Source organism: Bradyrhizobium sp. SZCCHNR1017, assembly GCF_032381375.1.
GTDB lineage: Bacteria > Pseudomonadota > Alphaproteobacteria > Rhizobiales > Xanthobacteraceae > Bradyrhizobium.
This window is the reverse complement of record NZ_JAUHIR010000011.1, coordinates 185,810-199,161: the sequence shown is the minus strand read 5'-3', so window position 1 is coordinate 199,161 and position 13,352 is coordinate 185,810. Positions and strand designations below refer to the sequence as shown.

The window sequence follows — 13,352 nt, the reverse complement described above, 5'->3', positions numbered from 1 at the left end:
GTAGACCGCAGTGGCCAGGGGCACGCTATGCAATGAGGGCGCGCCCCTGAATGGGAGAATTGCCATGGATGACAGAGCGAAGCGCGCTGCCTTGCAGCACCATTGGGATGCATCGGACGTGAATGATTTCGAAGCCGAGCACGACATCTATCGCGACGATGCCGTGCTGGATTATCCGCAATCGGGCGAACGCATCCACGGCCGGCGCAACATTCAGGAGAGCCGCTTCGTGCAGCCCAGCAGGAAGCGCTTCGCAGTGCGCCGAATCATCGGGAGCGGCGATCTGTGGGTAACCGAACTGGTCCTGACCTATGATGGCCTGCCGTCTTACGTGGTGAGCGTCATGGAATTCCGGGACGGCGGAGTAGCGCACGAGACCCAATATTTCGGCGATCGCTTCGACCCGGCGCCCTCGCGCGCGCATCTCGTCGAGCGCATCAACTCGGCCTGAAGGGCGACGAACGGCCACGGCAACCGCATTTCGGTGACGGCGGCATTTCGGTAGCAGGGCAGTGCATTTCTCGTCCTCGGGTCGCCGCGTCGCTGCAGCGGCGCCCTCCGCATCATCCGGCCACGCCGCCGAAAGCCTCACACCATCTCAGGTTGATTTCTCTCTCCTTCAGTTTACCCTTCCGCTCCTCGGCTCTCAATGTCGAGCGGGGTCCTTTGCATGGCGAGTCCCAAGATCATCATCCTGTCCGACGGGACCGGCAACGCCGCCTCGAGCGTGTGGCGAACCAACGTCTGGCGCATGTTCCAGGCGCTCGACCTGCAGGGCAACGCCCAGGCGGCCAAGTATGACGACGGCGTCGGCACATCGTCGTTCGTTCCGCTCGCCCTGCTCGGCGGCGCGTTCGGCTTCGGCCTCAAGCGCAACATCCTGGATGCCTATAAGTTCGTCTGCCGCAACTACGACCACGCGAACGGCTCGAAGATCTATCTGTTCGGCTTCAGCCGCGGCGCGTTCACCGTGCGGGTGCTCGCCGCGCTGATGCTCGATCAGGGGCTGATCGTTGCCGACACCGAGGTTGAGCTGCACGACGGCGCCGTGAAGGCCTATCGCGCCTATCGCGCCAAGGGGTACCATTCGATCTGGCGGATCGAAGTGCCGCTCCGCTGGATTCGCGATCATGTGCTGGTGCCGGTGATCGACCGCATCATGGGCCGTAAATCTCTCGACCTCATCGAGCGAAAAAGCCTCCCGGCGATCGAGTTCATCGGGCTGTGGGACACCGTCGCAGCCTATGGGCTACCGATCGACGAGATGACGCGGGGCATCTCCAACTGGGTGTGGCCGCTCGAGCTTCCCAATCGCGTGCTCAGTCCGCGGGTGACATGCGCGCGCCACGCGCTCGCGCTCGACGACGAGAGGACGACCTTCCATCCGGTGCTCTGGACCGAGGCGGGCGAGACCAAGCCACAGGATGCCAAGACGATCGATGACGAAAGACTGGTGCAGGTCTGGTTCGTCGGCATGCACGCCAATGTCGGCGGCGGCTATCCGGACGATTCCGTCTCCTATGTTCCCCTGACCTGGCTCGTGGGCGAGGCCGTCAAGCGCGGCTTGATCTTCAAGACCGCGCCCGAGGCCGATCCGGATGCGATCAAGTCGATCGTCACGTCGCAGGACAAGGACGGACGCCTCTACAACTCGCGCTCCGGGCTCGGGTCCTACTATCGATACGGTCCGCGCAAGGTGTCGGAGCTCTGCAACGACCAGGCGGCGGGCGTCCAGGTATCGATGCCGAAGATCCACGAAAGCGTCTTCGACCGCATCGACAGCGGCTGCAATGCCTATGCGCCCATCGGGCTGCCCGACAACTACATGATCGTCCGCTACGACGGCACGCTGACGCCGCTCGGGCCGACCACGTTCGAAACGCCGGCCGGCGCGGCCGCCCGGTTCGCGGCCCAGGAGAAGCTGTGGAATCTGGTGTGGTTCAGGCGCCTCGCCTATTTCGCAACCCTGGCGGCCTCGCTGCACCTCGCGGCCTTCTGGCTGTTCCACGACCTCGATCGCACGCACGAATACGACTCGCGCATCAGGATGGTCTCCGAAGCAGTCAGGCTGATCGAATCGTTCCTGCCGACATCGCTGCACTGGTGGACGGACTGGTACGCCGCCAACCCCGAATGGTTCGCCGGCGGGATCATCATCCTTGTCATGCTGACCGCGCTCGGGACATTCCTCAGCGACCGCATCGGCGACCGGATGCGCGTGATCTGGCGCGAACGGGCATCGCCCCCGATGCCGTCCGGCCCGCTGCATCGGGCCATCTACGCGCTCCGGACCAATCGCGCCTATCAGTTTGCCATCAGGAACGGCAAGCGGCATGTCGGCCCGTTCTTGCTCGCTATCGGCACCGTCTGGCTCGCAGCCACGCTGATCAGCCATTTCCTGTTCAACGCCGCAGATTCGATGGGCGCCTTTTGCCATGGCACCCCTGCCCGCGAGCTCGTCGCAGTCGACAAAGGCATTCCGCAGGATGCCAGGGATTTCTCGACCGATGCGGTTTGCGCTCCCACCGGGTTGAGAGTCCGTCCCGGCTTCTCCTACGAGATCGTCGTCACCATGACCGACCCGTGGGAGGATGCCGGGCGTCCGGTCACCCCCGCGGGCTATCGCACCTCGACGGTCCGGGGCTACGCCCGCTGGACGTTCCGCGCAGGCATCCTGCTGCGCCGCGTTCTCTTCCGTCCCTGGTATCGGCTGATCGCCAGGGTCGGCGAGACCGGCGTCGACGAATATTTCCTCGACCCCGTTCCCGCCCCCAACACGACACCTCAAGCCTACAAAGCGCGCTTCAAGGCCGAGCGCGGCGGTGAGCTGTTCCTCTATGTCAATGACGCGGTGATCGGGCTGCCCTGGGTGTACGATGCATTCTATCCGAACAACACCGGCAAGGCGAAGGTGACCGTCAGGCTGCTCTGAACCGCCGACGCCACCAGGCGGAGACGAGGTCATGATCGACGGTTCGCCTGCCAACCGCGGCGCGACCGCTTGGGGCAGTGGCAAGCGCGCCACCGCGCGCGTGTCGCTGCGCCCTGACGAGATCTCGCGTCCATCGCTGCCGACACTGCACCGCGTCAATACAGGCTCCGCTTGAACCGCCGGAACTGCGACCAGCCGGCCGAGTTGCAAACACGGAGCATCGAACGACGAGGCAGAAAACTCCTCATCAATCCCGCTCCCCTTTTGGCTGTTCTTGAAAAGAGAGGCGACGATGAAAGCACCCCTTCTTCTTGCCGGCGCAGTGATCATCGGATCGGTCGCGCCAGTGCTCGCTGACGAATACTACATCGTGCAGGGACCGAGCCATCGCTGCACCATCACCACCACACGCCCCGCCGACCGCGAGGTCGTCACGCAAATCGGACCGATGGCGTTCACCAGCCGCGTGGAAGCCGAGGACCGCATCCGCCAGACCAAGGTCTGTGAGGACGAAGGCACGGTCGGCAGCTCGACCAGCACCACCACGGTCATCAAAGAGAAGTAGTCGGCGGCGTCATTGCGATCGGCGCTTGCCGCGACACGGTCGCGCCCATGTCCGTGGGCGCGACTTTCTGTTGTCCACAGATCAGTTTTCGATCGGGGCCACGCCGCCGATAGACGCAGTCGCGGCGGCCACAGAAAACCGGGGTTATCAGTCCCTTCCCGACACCGAACCGCGTCCACCCTGGTTGCGTTCCGCCGCAGCGTTGGGTACCCCAGCGCGGGATCGGATCAGGACATCATGGCCTCGCAATCGCTCAAGCTCGCCATCGGCAGCCTCGTGGTCGGAACGATCGTGCTCGGCCTGAAGTATCTCGCCTATTGGATCACCGGCTCGGTCGCGCTCTACTCCGATGCCGTCGAGAGCATCGTCAACGTCGTCACCGCCGTGGTCGCGCTCGTCGCGGTGCGCATCGCCGCCAAGCCCGCGGATGCCAACCATCCGTTCGGCCACCACAAGGTCGAGTACTTCAGCGCGGTGATCGAGGGCGTCATGATCGTCGTGGCGGCGCTGCTCATCATCCACGAGGCCTACGGGAATTTCTTCGATCCGCGAGCGTTTTCCGCACCCGCCGAGGGGCTCGCGGTGAATGCGCTGGCGAGCGCGATCAATGCGGTCTGGTGCTGGCTGTTGATCACGCGAGGCAAGCGGTTGCGGTCGCCGGCGCTGGTGGCAGACGGCCGGCACCTGCTGACGGACGTCGTGTCCTCGGGCGGCGTCGTGGTCGGCCTCGGCCTCGCGGTGATGTTGCAGCTGCCGATCCTGGATCCGGCACTGGCCGTGCTGGTCGCCGTGAACATCCTGTGGTCGGGATGGCAGGTGCTGAAGGAATCCACCAGCGGGCTGATGGATGAAGCGGTCCCGGACGCCACGCTGGCGCGCATTCGCCTGATCATCAGTCAGCATGCCGGCGGCGCGCTGGAGGCGCATGATGTCCGGACCCGGCATGCCGGCAAGCTGACCTTCATCGAGTTCCACCTCGTGGTGCCCGGCGAGATGTCGGTCAACCAGGCGCACGAAATCTGCGACCGGATCGAGGCGGCCTTGCGCGAAGACGACGAGCACAGCTGGATCACCATCCACGTCGAACCGGAAAACAAGGCCAAGCATTCCGGCGTGGTGGTGCTGTAGCGCCGCACATCAGACGGCGCGGCCGGCTTTTTGATTTTTGAGGGGGCTCGCCGCGTCAGGTCAGGCCTTTGGCATCCCCAGGTGCCTGCGGGTTCGACGGTGTCGGAGTGCCCGCCGCCAGCGGTCACGAAGTCATTTCACTCCTCCTGGAGCGCGTACTGCTTCGACAGATGGTCTCCAATCTGGACCAACATGGCGACGCATTCGGGATAGCCGGGCCTGCCGATCGTCTCCTGATCGGCACTGGCGCGAAACTCCCAGGAACTTCCGTCCCGCACGACCGCGATGCGAATGCCCTCAGCGTACCCGGTATGAGCCTTCAGCTCGGCCACCGCCATCGCGATCAGTTCGGCTTCGGTCTTGCTCGGCTTGCTCATCCGGTTGGTCCCCGCATCAAACGTCCACGACGACGCTTTTATCCAGCTTGTGGCCCCACGCCAACATTCCCTTCCCGGGGATCAGACGCCTCGCCGGATCGGCACACCACATTCTGATCCCGCGCTCCGCCCCAGACAGCCCACGCGACCATCCTCCACGGCCGCCTCCATCGGAGCGATGGACGGCCGGCAGCGAACTGCCCACTCTTTCGGCAGGCCGGACGCCGCGCTCGCCGCCGCCCCCCGGACCCGGGTTTAGCCAACGCCGCCAGACTGTTGCCGGCGCGTCAATGTGTCCATTTTCCGATTGACGGCAGGACGGCGCGCTGAAATGGTGCCCCCGCTTTCAGGCCCAGCGCGGCCGATGGGCGCTCGCCCTTCATACAAGCGCCGAACAAGAGCTGAAGGCATCGAGGGGGAGGACGTTTCGTTGCATTCGCTTCAAGCGCGCCGTCATGACGACATGCACGTTCTGCGTGATCGCGAAGCCGTGCCTCCCGAGAGCTCAGGCGCGCTCGTCTGACAGCGCCCGCAGCGGAGACAATGATGCGCCCCTTGTTGGCAATCAGTAACGCCATCGATCAGCTGAACGAAAAGATCGGTTACGTCTGCAATCTGCTCGTGCTGCTGGCCTGCCTGGTCAGTGCGATCAATGCGATGATCCGCTACGCCTTCAGCTATTCTTCGAATGGCTGGCTCGAGCTGCAGTGGTACATGTTCGCGCTGCTGGTGATGTTCGGCGCCTCCTACACCTTCCGGCGCAACGAGCACGTCCGGGTCGAGCTGCTCTATCTGTACCTGTCCGAGCGCGGCCAGCTGTGGCTCGACCTGATCGGTACGCTGTTCTTCCTGATCCCGACCTGCCTGCTGCTGGCCTATCTGTCGTGGCCGTTCTTCATGCAGTCCTATTCGGTGAACGAGATGTCGGCCAATGCCGGCGGCCTGCTGCGCTGGCCGGTGAAGTTCGCCATCCCCGCGGGCTTCGTGATGCTGGCCCTGCAGGGCCTCTCCGAGGTGATCAAGCGCGCGGCGGCGCTGCAGGGTTACGTGACGATCGACGCGAAATACGAGAGGCCGACGCAATGATTACGCTGGAGATGATGCCGCCGCTGATGTTCGGCGGCCTGGTCCTGGCGATGCTCATCGGCTTTCCGGTGGCGTTCACGCTCGCTGCCGTCGGCCTGTCGTTCGGCTTCCTCGCGATCGACTTAGGGTTCTTCGACCTCAACTTCCTGCAGGCGATTCCGGGTCGCATCTTCGGCAGCGTGCTCGCCAACGACCTGCTGCTCGCGATCCCGTTCTTCACCTTCATGGGTGCGATCCTGGAGAGATGCGGGCTCGCCGAGGACATGCTGGATTCGATGGGCCAGCTATTCGGGCCGATCCGCGGCGGCCTCGGCTATTCCGTCATCATCGTCGGCTTCATCCTCGGCGCCATCACCGGGACGGTGGCGGCACAGGTGATCGCGATGGCGATGATCTCGATGCCCGTGATGATGCGCTACGGCTACAACATGCGCTACATCACCGGCGTGCTCGCGGCGTCCGGCACCATCACCCAGCTGGTGCCGCCGTCGCTGGTGCTGATCGTGCTGGCCGACCAGCTCGGCAAGTCGGTCGGCGACATGTATCTCGGCGCCTGGGGCCCCTCGATCTTCCAGGTCGTGCTGTTCGCCGGCTACACCTTCGTGCTCGGCCTGGTCAAGCCGGGCCACCTGCCGCCGGTGCCGAAGGAGGCGCGTACGCTGACCGGCTGGGCGCTGTGGAAGAAGTGCCTGATGGGCATCATTCCCTCGGCGGTGCTGATCTTCGTCGTGCTCGGCACCATGATGATGGGCCTAGCCACGCCGACGGAAGCCGGCGCCATGGGCGCGGTCGGCGCGATCGTGCTGGCGGTGATCCACCACAAGGAGTTCACCAAGAGCGATCGCAGCATCCTGATCGTTGGCGTCGTCGCCGCCGGCATCGGCACCATCATCGCGATGCTGTTCACCGAGAACCTCGCGTTCAAGCTCTCTTTCGCGGTCACCTATCTCGCGGTTGCCTGGCTCTGCATCCGCGCCGTCGCCCTCCCCGACCTGCGCGACCTGATCAAGCAGGGCTACGAGACAACCATGCGCATCACCTGCATGGTCACTTTCATCCTGATCGGCTCGACCTGCTTCTCGGTGGTGTTCCAGGGCGTCTCCGGCGGCGAATGGCTGGAGCACCTGCTCACCTCCCTGCCCGGCGGCGTCTGGGGCTTCCTGATCTTCATCAACATCTTCATCTTCTTCCTGGCCTTCTTCCTCGACTTCTTCGAGATCGCCTTCATCATCCTGCCGATGATCGCGCCGATCGCGCAGAAGATCCTGGCGCCGGTGGTCGGCCCCGAAGCGGCGCTGATCTGGTTCGGCGTCATGCTGTGCGTGAACATGCAGACCTCGTTCCTGCATCCGCCGTTCGGCTTCGCGCTGTTCTACCTGCGCGGCGTCGCGCCGAAGGAAGTCAAGAGCTCGGACATCTATTGGGGCGCGATGCCATGGATCGGCCTGCAGGCGATCATGGTGCTGCTCGTAATCGCGTTCCCGGTCACGGTGACCGGCCTGCTCGACAAGCCGGTCCAGGTCGACCTCGACAAGGTCAAGATCGAGGTGCCGCAGATCGATCTGCCGCCGCTCGATTTCGGCGCGCCGAAGCAGTAGACGGCGGCTCCGACCGAATGAAGAAAACCCCGGAAGCTCCGCTTCCGGGGTTTTTGTTTGGGGCCGCCTCTTTTGTTTGGGACCGTCTCTATCAGCGCGTCATTGCGAGGCGCCCTTGCGCCGAAGCAATCCAGGGGCACGCGCGCAGCCCTGGATTGCCTCGCTGCGCTCGCAACGACGGAATCTCGCTCAGCTCTGCGACCGCCGGGCCATGAAGTTGTCGTAGCCGACCTCGGCGACCTGGAACCAGGAATAGCCCGCCCCCGAATAGGCCGTGAGCGAGTCCAGCGCCTTCTTGAAGTTTGGATTGCCGGCGGCGACCTCGGCATGCAGCTCCTTGGCGGCCTTGAACGAGGCTTCCATGACCGGGGCCGGGAACGGATGCAGCTTGGCGCCGCCGGCGATCAGCTTGCGCAGCGCCAGCGGGTTGGCGGAATCGTACTTGGCCATCATCCAGTTGTTGGCGTAGTGGCCGGCCTGCTCCAGCATCTTCTGATAATGCTTGGGCAGCGCATTCCACTTGTCGAGGTTGACCATCGCGAGCAGCATCGGCCCGCCCTCCCACCAGCCCGGGAAGTAGTAGTGCGGCGCGACCTTGAACAGGCCGAGCTTCTCGTCGTCATAGGGACCGACCCACTCCGCCGCGTCGATCGTGCCCTTCTCCAGCGCTGGATAGATGTCGCCGCCGGCGAGCTGCTGCGGCACGCAGCCGAGCTTCTGCATGACCCGGCCGGCAAAGCCGCCGATGCGGAATTTCAGGCCGTTGAGATCATCGACGGAGTTGATCTCCTTGCGGAACCAGCCGCCCATCTGGCAGCCGGTGTTGCCGGCGAGCAGCGAGGTGACGTTGTAGCTCTTGTAGAACTCGTTGAGGATCTCCTTGCCTCCGCCCATCAGGTACCAGGCCTGGTTGATGCGCATGTTCGGGCCGAACGGGACCGAGGAGCCGAAGGTGAAGGTCGGGTCCTTGCCGAAATAGTAGTAGGACGCGGTGTGGCCCATTTCGACGGTGGCGTTCTGCACGGCGTCGAGCACCTGCAGGCCGGGCACGATCTCGCCGGCCGCGAAGGTCTGGATCTGGAATTTGTTGTCGGTGGCTTCGCCGACGATCTTGGCCATCATCTCGGCGCCGCCATGCAGCGTATCGAGCGATTTCGGCCAGCTCGTGGTCATGCGCCATTTGATCTCGGGCATCGATTGCGCGATCGCGGGCGATGCGATCGCGGCGGCGCCGGCAGCGCCGAGCCCCGTGACCTTGATGAAGTCTCTCCGCTTCATGGTCCTTCCCTCCCGTGTGGTGATATGTGCGTTCCCAAGGCGGCCTTCTTGCGAGGCCTCGGTTCCAGTGTGGATCAAACCGCGCGGGAGTGCCATTGCAAAACGATGTCGCAACGCAAAAGCCCGGCCTCTCGCGAGGCCGGGCTCAATGTCTATCCGCCGATCGAAACGCTGAAGATCAGCCGCGGGTGCGCGAGCGGATCATGAAGCTGTCGTAGGTGTATTCGGCGACCTGCCACCACAGATATTCGTCCGAGCGGTAGGCCTGCATCGCATCGATGACCTTCTTGAAGTCGGGATTCTTCGCCGAGATCTCGCCCCACAGCTCGTTGGTCGCCTTGAGACAGGCTTCGAGCACCTCGTTCGTGAAAGGACGCAACTGGGTGCCGCCGGCGACCAGGCGCTTCAAGGCCGACGGGTTCTGCATGTCATAGCGCGCCGCCATCCAAGTGTTCGCGGCCATGGTCGCGTTGGTCAGGATCGCCTGGTAGCTCTTGGGCAACGAATTCCACTTGTCCAGGTTGGAGTAGGCATGGACGGTGGGACCGCCTTCCCACCAACCCGGATAGTAGTAGTACTTGGCCACCTTCTGGAAACCGAGCTTCTCGTCGTCATAGGGGCCGACCCACTCGGCCGCGTCGATGGTGCCCTTCTCCAGCGCCGGGTAGATGTCGCCACCCGCGAGCTGCTGCGGCACGACGCCGAGCTTCTGCAGCACCTGGCCGGCGATACCGCCGATGCGGAATTTCAGGCCCGAGAGGTCGGCGACGGTCTTGATCTCCTTGCGGAACCAACCTCCCATCTGGGTGCCGGTGTTGCCGCAGGGGAAGCCGATCACGCCGAACTTCTTGTAGAACTCGTTGGCGAGCTCGTTGCCGCCGCCCTGATACAGCCAGGAGTTCTGCTGCCGGGCATTGAGGCCGAACGGCACCGAAGCGAAGATCGCGAAGGTCGGGTCCTTGCCGACGTAGTAATACGACACCGTGTGGCACATCTCGACGGTGCCGTTGGCGGTCGCGTCCAGCGCCTGCAGGCCGGGAACGATTTCGCCGGCCGCGAACACCTGGATCTGGAACTTGTTGTCGGTCATCTCGGCGACGTACTTCGCCAGCTCGGTGGCCCCGCCATAGATCGTGTCGAGCGACTTCGGGAAGCTGGAGGTCAACCGCCACTTGATCTCAGGCATCGACTGCGCAATCGCGGGCGAGGCCACGGCGGCCGACGCCGCGGCACCCGCAGCCGAAACCTTCAGAAAATCACGACGCTTCATATTAAGGCATCTCCTTGTTAGGGGCGTTTCCCGTTGAAAAAGCATTTATCCGCCGATGCGATTGGCCGCACACGGTCGAAGACGATCCGGGCCGGGCTTTAGCACGGAACCGGTTAAGCGAAAACGCGACGTTGGAATGACAAACGGTCCAATAGTCGCACACGCTTCGCTGCGGTGCATCAAGCGGCGGCGATGGCGTCCTTGAGCTGATCCCGCACCGACGCGGCGATGGTCCGGTAGATCGCGGCATGCGGACCCTTCGGCTCGCTCTCGACCACCGGGTTGCCGGCGTCCGACGTCGAGCGGATGTCCATGTGCAGCGGGATTTCGCCAAGGAACGGCACGCCGAGCCGCTCGGCCTCGTGGCGCGCGCCGCCATGACCGAAGATGTCGGAGCGGGTGCCGCATTCCGGGCACTGGAAGTAGCTCATGTTCTCGATGATGCCGAGCACGGGCACGTTGACCTTGCGGAACATCGCAAGCCCGCGGCGGGCGTCGATCAGCGACAGGTCCTGCGGCGTCGACACGATCACGGCGCCCTTCAGCGGCACGTTCTGCGCCAGGGTCAGCTGGGCGTCGCCGGTGCCCGGCGGCATGTCGACGACGAGCACGTCGAGCGTGCCCCACGCGACGTCGCGCAGCATCTGGTTGATCGCCGACATCACCATCGGGCCGCGCCAGATCATCGGGCTGTCCTCGTCGACGAGAAAGCCGATGGACATGATCGACAGGCCGAACCGCGACAGCGGAATCATCTTCTTGTCGTCGGTGAGCTTGGGCTTTTCCTGCAGCCCGGTCAGCCGCGGCACCGACGGGCCGTAGATGTCGGCGTCGAGCAGCCCGACCTTGAGGCCGAGATCGCGCAAGCCCAGCGCGAGATTGATCGCGGTGGTCGACTTGCCGACACCGCCCTTGCCCGAGGCCACCGCGATGACGGCCGCGATACCCGGGATCGCGGCTTGCCGGGACATCGGCGAGTCCGCCGGATGCTGGTGCTGATGCGGACGATGCGCCGCGACCGGCTGCACGCCGCCCTGTCGCGGCGGCGGGGCGGCAGCGCCCGCCTTGCGCTCCGCGGTCAGCGCGATCATCGCCATGGTCACGCCGGGTATGGCGCGCACGGCGGCTTCGGCTTTCGCGCGGGTGTCTTCCCAGGCGCGGGCCTCGCTGGCCTCGACGTTGATCGAGAAGAACACCTTGCCGTCATTGGCCGTGATCGGCGACAGCACGCCGGCGTCCGGCAGCGCCACACCACGTGGCGAGCGGACCCGCTTGAGTGCCTCGATAACCTGCTGCTGCGTCACGCTCACGGCGCGTCTCCTGAAGAAGTTCAGAACGCGCCACATCGTCGCGCCCTATCCCGTTGGCCGGACATGGTCTTCCGTCGTCTGCGACGGCACCGCTCCGGCCCTGCGTTGCGCTGCTTCATAAGGCCGACCGGCTCAAAACGCCACCATGGTTCCGATGTCGGAGGCGGTCTCGACCGGCGCATCCTCGGCCTGCTCCTTCGCTGCCTCGTAATTGAGCTCGATCATCACGCCGTTGGGGTCGCGCACGAAGATCTGCCACAGCTCCCCGCCCGGCACCTGCCGCGCCTCGAACGGCATGCCCTTGGCGGCGAGCCGCGCCTTCATGCCGGCGAAGCCGCGGCTGACGAAGGCGACGTGGTGGACGACGCCGGAGTCCGGCTTCTGTGCCTCTGAGGTCGGCGAGATGTCGACGAGGTGCACCACCGGGCGGCCCTCGCTGTACATCCAGGCGCCAGGAAAGGCGAAGTTCGGCCGGGCGCCGTTCTCCAGCCCGAGCACGTCTTCATAGAAGCGGACCGTCTCGGCGAGGTTGCGGGTCCGGATGTTGAAATGATCGAGCACGCCGACGCTGACGCCCATGCGAGACACTCCCCTGGCTGGTTCGTTGGTTGACTGGATTTCGTTGCGCGATGACGGCTTTGCAAGCCGTCATGATGATGCCTCTTTAGCACGCGGCGCCGCTTTCGCATCCGTCACGAAGCCGTTGCCCCCGCCTCTCAAGCCGTTATGGTGCGGCGTCCAGCACCGCCGCGACCCGCGCCGGATGCTGATGTGTTCCTTTCAAGAACAGCCCGGCCCTCTCAAGGCTGTCGGCAGAACCCCAAGGTCAAGGTAGCTCATATGGCTAAAGTCGCTTTCATCGGTCTCGGCGTCATGGGTTTCCCCATGGCAGGACATCTCGTGAAGAAGGGCGGTCACGAGGTCACGGTCTACAACCGTACCGCGGCCAAGGCGAAGGAATGGGCCGACAAGTTCGGCGGCAAGGCAGCCCCCACGCCGAAGCAGGCCGCGGAAGGCCAGGACTTCGTGATGTGCTGCGTCGGCAACGACAACGACCTGCGCGCGGTCACGATCGGCCCGGACGGCGCATTTGCCGGCATGGCGAAGGGCGCGACCTTCGTCGACCACACCACCGCCTCGGCTGAAGTGGCACGTGAACTCGACGCCGCAGCCACCAAGGCCGGCTTCAAATTCATCGACGCGCCAGTGTCCGGCGGCCAGGCCGGCGCCGAGAACGGCGTGCTGACGGTGATGTGCGGCGGCACCGCCGACGCCTATGCCGGCGCCGAGCCGGTGATCGCGGCCTATGCCCGGATGTGCAAGCTGCTGGGACCGGCCGGCAGCGGCCAGCTGACCAAGATGGTCAACCAGATCTGCATCGCCGGCCTCGTGCAGGGCCTGTCCGAGGGTATCCATTTCGCGAAGAAGTCCGGCCTCGACGTTCCCGCTGTCATCGAGACCATCTCCAAGGGCGCCGCCCAGTCCTGGCAGATGGAGAACCGCTACAAGACCATGAACGACGGCAAATACGACTTTGGTTTTGCGGTGGAATGGATGCGCAAGGACCTGTCGATCTGCCTCAGCGAAGCGCGCCGCAACGGCGCCCATCTGCCGGTGACCGCGCTGGTCGACCAGTTCTATTCCGAGGTCGAGAAGCTCGGCGGCAAGCGCTGGGACACGTCGAGCCTGCTGGCCCGGCTGGAGAAGTGATCCCGCCGCTCTCCGACTGATCAATCTGCCGCTGCGCGTGTGCTGCGGCGGCAGATTTCCGATCCGGGACCTTGGCAGGCCCCGGCTCATCTGCCTTC

Annotated in this window: 13 protein-coding genes; 8 read left to right on the top strand and 5 right to left on the bottom strand. The window is 64.6% G+C overall.

The genetic code is table 11. The features are described 5' to 3' along the window. The first annotated feature begins 64 nt into the window (after positions 1-64). The 5 genes from QW863_RS25400 to QW863_RS25380 all read left to right on the top strand — a co-directional run bounded on the left by QW863_RS25400 (position 65) and on the right by QW863_RS25380 (position 4,625). Positions 65-451, top strand: a complete 387-nt coding sequence (locus tag QW863_RS25400; RefSeq protein ID WP_315717643.1) for a nuclear transport factor 2 family protein — start codon at positions 65-67, stop codon at positions 449-451. Between the two features lie 219 nt (positions 452-670). After that, positions 671-2,932 carry a DUF2235 domain-containing protein gene (locus tag QW863_RS25395; RefSeq protein WP_315717642.1) on the top strand — a complete coding sequence of 754 codons (2,262 nt, stop codon included), beginning with the start codon at positions 671-673 and terminating at the stop codon, positions 2,930-2,932. Positions 2,933-2,963: 31 nt separating this feature from the next. Beyond that, positions 2,964-3,107, top strand: a complete 144-nt coding sequence (locus QW863_RS25390; RefSeq protein ID WP_315717641.1) for a hypothetical protein — start codon at positions 2,964-2,966, stop codon at positions 3,105-3,107. Positions 3,108-3,224: 117 nt separating this feature from the next. Beyond that, a complete protein-coding gene (locus QW863_RS25385) occupies positions 3,225-3,497 on the top strand; it encodes a hypothetical protein (RefSeq protein WP_315717640.1) in 273 nt (90 codons plus the stop codon). Between the two features lie 237 nt (positions 3,498-3,734). Further along, positions 3,735-4,625 (top strand): cation diffusion facilitator family transporter, encoded by an 891-nt coding sequence (locus QW863_RS25380; protein WP_315717639.1) that lies wholly within the window; start codon positions 3,735-3,737, stop codon positions 4,623-4,625. 137 nt (positions 4,626-4,762) lie between these two features. Here the strand turns inward: QW863_RS25380 and QW863_RS25375 are convergent, their stop codons facing one another. Continuing rightward, entirely contained in the window at positions 4,763-5,002 is a 240-nt protein-coding gene (locus tag QW863_RS25375) for a hypothetical protein (RefSeq protein ID WP_315717638.1), read from the bottom strand. Between the two features lie 546 nt (positions 5,003-5,548). On the opposite strand from QW863_RS25375, the gene QW863_RS25370 reads away from it, so the two are divergent. Both QW863_RS25370 and QW863_RS25365 read left to right on the top strand, forming a co-directional pair. Continuing rightward, complete coding sequence (locus tag QW863_RS25370; protein ID WP_315717637.1) at positions 5,549-6,088, top strand: TRAP transporter small permease subunit; 540 nt, start codon at positions 5,549-5,551, stop codon at positions 6,086-6,088. Then, a complete protein-coding gene (locus QW863_RS25365) occupies positions 6,085-7,686 on the top strand; it encodes a TRAP transporter large permease subunit (protein WP_315717636.1) in 1,602 nt (533 codons plus the stop codon). Before QW863_RS25370 ends, QW863_RS25365 begins: the two co-directional genes overlap by 4 nt. A 189-nt stretch (positions 7,687-7,875) precedes the next feature. Here QW863_RS25365 and QW863_RS25360 read toward each other — a convergent pair whose 3' ends face one another. From QW863_RS25360 to QW863_RS25345, 4 genes are all read right to left on the bottom strand, one after another. Then, positions 7,876-8,964, bottom strand: coding sequence for an ABC transporter substrate-binding protein (locus QW863_RS25360; protein WP_315717635.1), 1,089 nt, complete (start codon positions 8,962-8,964; stop codon positions 7,876-7,878). 178 nt (positions 8,965-9,142) lie between these two features. Then, positions 9,143-10,234 carry a TRAP transporter substrate-binding protein gene (locus QW863_RS25355; protein ID WP_315717633.1) on the bottom strand — a complete coding sequence of 364 codons (1,092 nt, stop codon included), beginning with the start codon at positions 10,232-10,234 and terminating at the stop codon, positions 9,143-9,145. 179 nt (positions 10,235-10,413) lie between these two features. After that, complete coding sequence (locus QW863_RS25350) at positions 10,414-11,544, bottom strand: Mrp/NBP35 family ATP-binding protein (protein ID WP_315717632.1); 1,131 nt, start codon at positions 11,542-11,544, stop codon at positions 10,414-10,416. A 132-nt stretch (positions 11,545-11,676) separates the two neighbouring features. Next, on the bottom strand, positions 11,677-12,123 hold the full coding sequence (locus tag QW863_RS25345) for a VOC family protein (protein ID WP_315717631.1): 447 nt from the start codon (positions 12,121-12,123) through the stop codon (positions 11,677-11,679). A gap of 261 nt (positions 12,124-12,384) precedes the next feature. Between QW863_RS25345 and QW863_RS25340 the strand changes: the two genes are divergently transcribed. Beyond that, positions 12,385-13,254 carry an NAD(P)-dependent oxidoreductase gene (locus QW863_RS25340; protein WP_315717630.1) on the top strand — a complete coding sequence of 290 codons (870 nt, stop codon included), beginning with the start codon at positions 12,385-12,387 and terminating at the stop codon, positions 13,252-13,254. Positions 13,255-13,352: the final 98 nt, after the last annotated feature.

What these genes read in the sequence shown, in the direction of transcription:
- QW863_RS25370 (WP_315717637.1), top strand. Translation starts at nt 5,549, where the DNA reads ATGCGCCCCTTGTTGGCAATCAGTAACGCCATCGATCAGCTGAACGAA.
- QW863_RS25355 (WP_315717633.1), bottom strand. Translation starts at nt 10,234, where the DNA reads ATGAAGCGTCGTGATTTTCTGAAGGTTTCGGCTGCGGGTGCCGCGGCG.
- QW863_RS25365 (WP_315717636.1), top strand. Translation starts at nt 6,085, where the DNA reads ATGATTACGCTGGAGATGATGCCGCCGCTGATGTTCGGCGGCCTGGTC.
- QW863_RS25395 (WP_315717642.1), top strand. Translation starts at nt 671, where the DNA reads ATGGCGAGTCCCAAGATCATCATCCTGTCCGACGGGACCGGCAACGCC.
- QW863_RS25345 (WP_315717631.1), bottom strand. Translation starts at nt 12,123, where the DNA reads ATGGGCGTCAGCGTCGGCGTGCTCGATCATTTCAACATCCGGACCCGC.
- QW863_RS25360 (WP_315717635.1), bottom strand. Translation starts at nt 8,964, where the DNA reads ATGAAGCGGAGAGACTTCATCAAGGTCACGGGGCTCGGCGCTGCCGGC.
- QW863_RS25380 (WP_315717639.1), top strand. Translation starts at nt 3,735, where the DNA reads ATGGCCTCGCAATCGCTCAAGCTCGCCATCGGCAGCCTCGTGGTCGGA.
- QW863_RS25400 (WP_315717643.1), top strand. Translation starts at nt 65, where the DNA reads ATGGATGACAGAGCGAAGCGCGCTGCCTTGCAGCACCATTGGGATGCA.
- QW863_RS25340 (WP_315717630.1), top strand. Translation starts at nt 12,385, where the DNA reads ATGGCTAAAGTCGCTTTCATCGGTCTCGGCGTCATGGGTTTCCCCATG.
- QW863_RS25375 (WP_315717638.1), bottom strand. Translation starts at nt 5,002, where the DNA reads ATGAGCAAGCCGAGCAAGACCGAAGCCGAACTGATCGCGATGGCGGTG.
- QW863_RS25385 (WP_315717640.1), top strand. Translation starts at nt 3,225, where the DNA reads ATGAAAGCACCCCTTCTTCTTGCCGGCGCAGTGATCATCGGATCGGTC.
- QW863_RS25390 (WP_315717641.1), top strand. Translation starts at nt 2,964, where the DNA reads ATGATCGACGGTTCGCCTGCCAACCGCGGCGCGACCGCTTGGGGCAGT.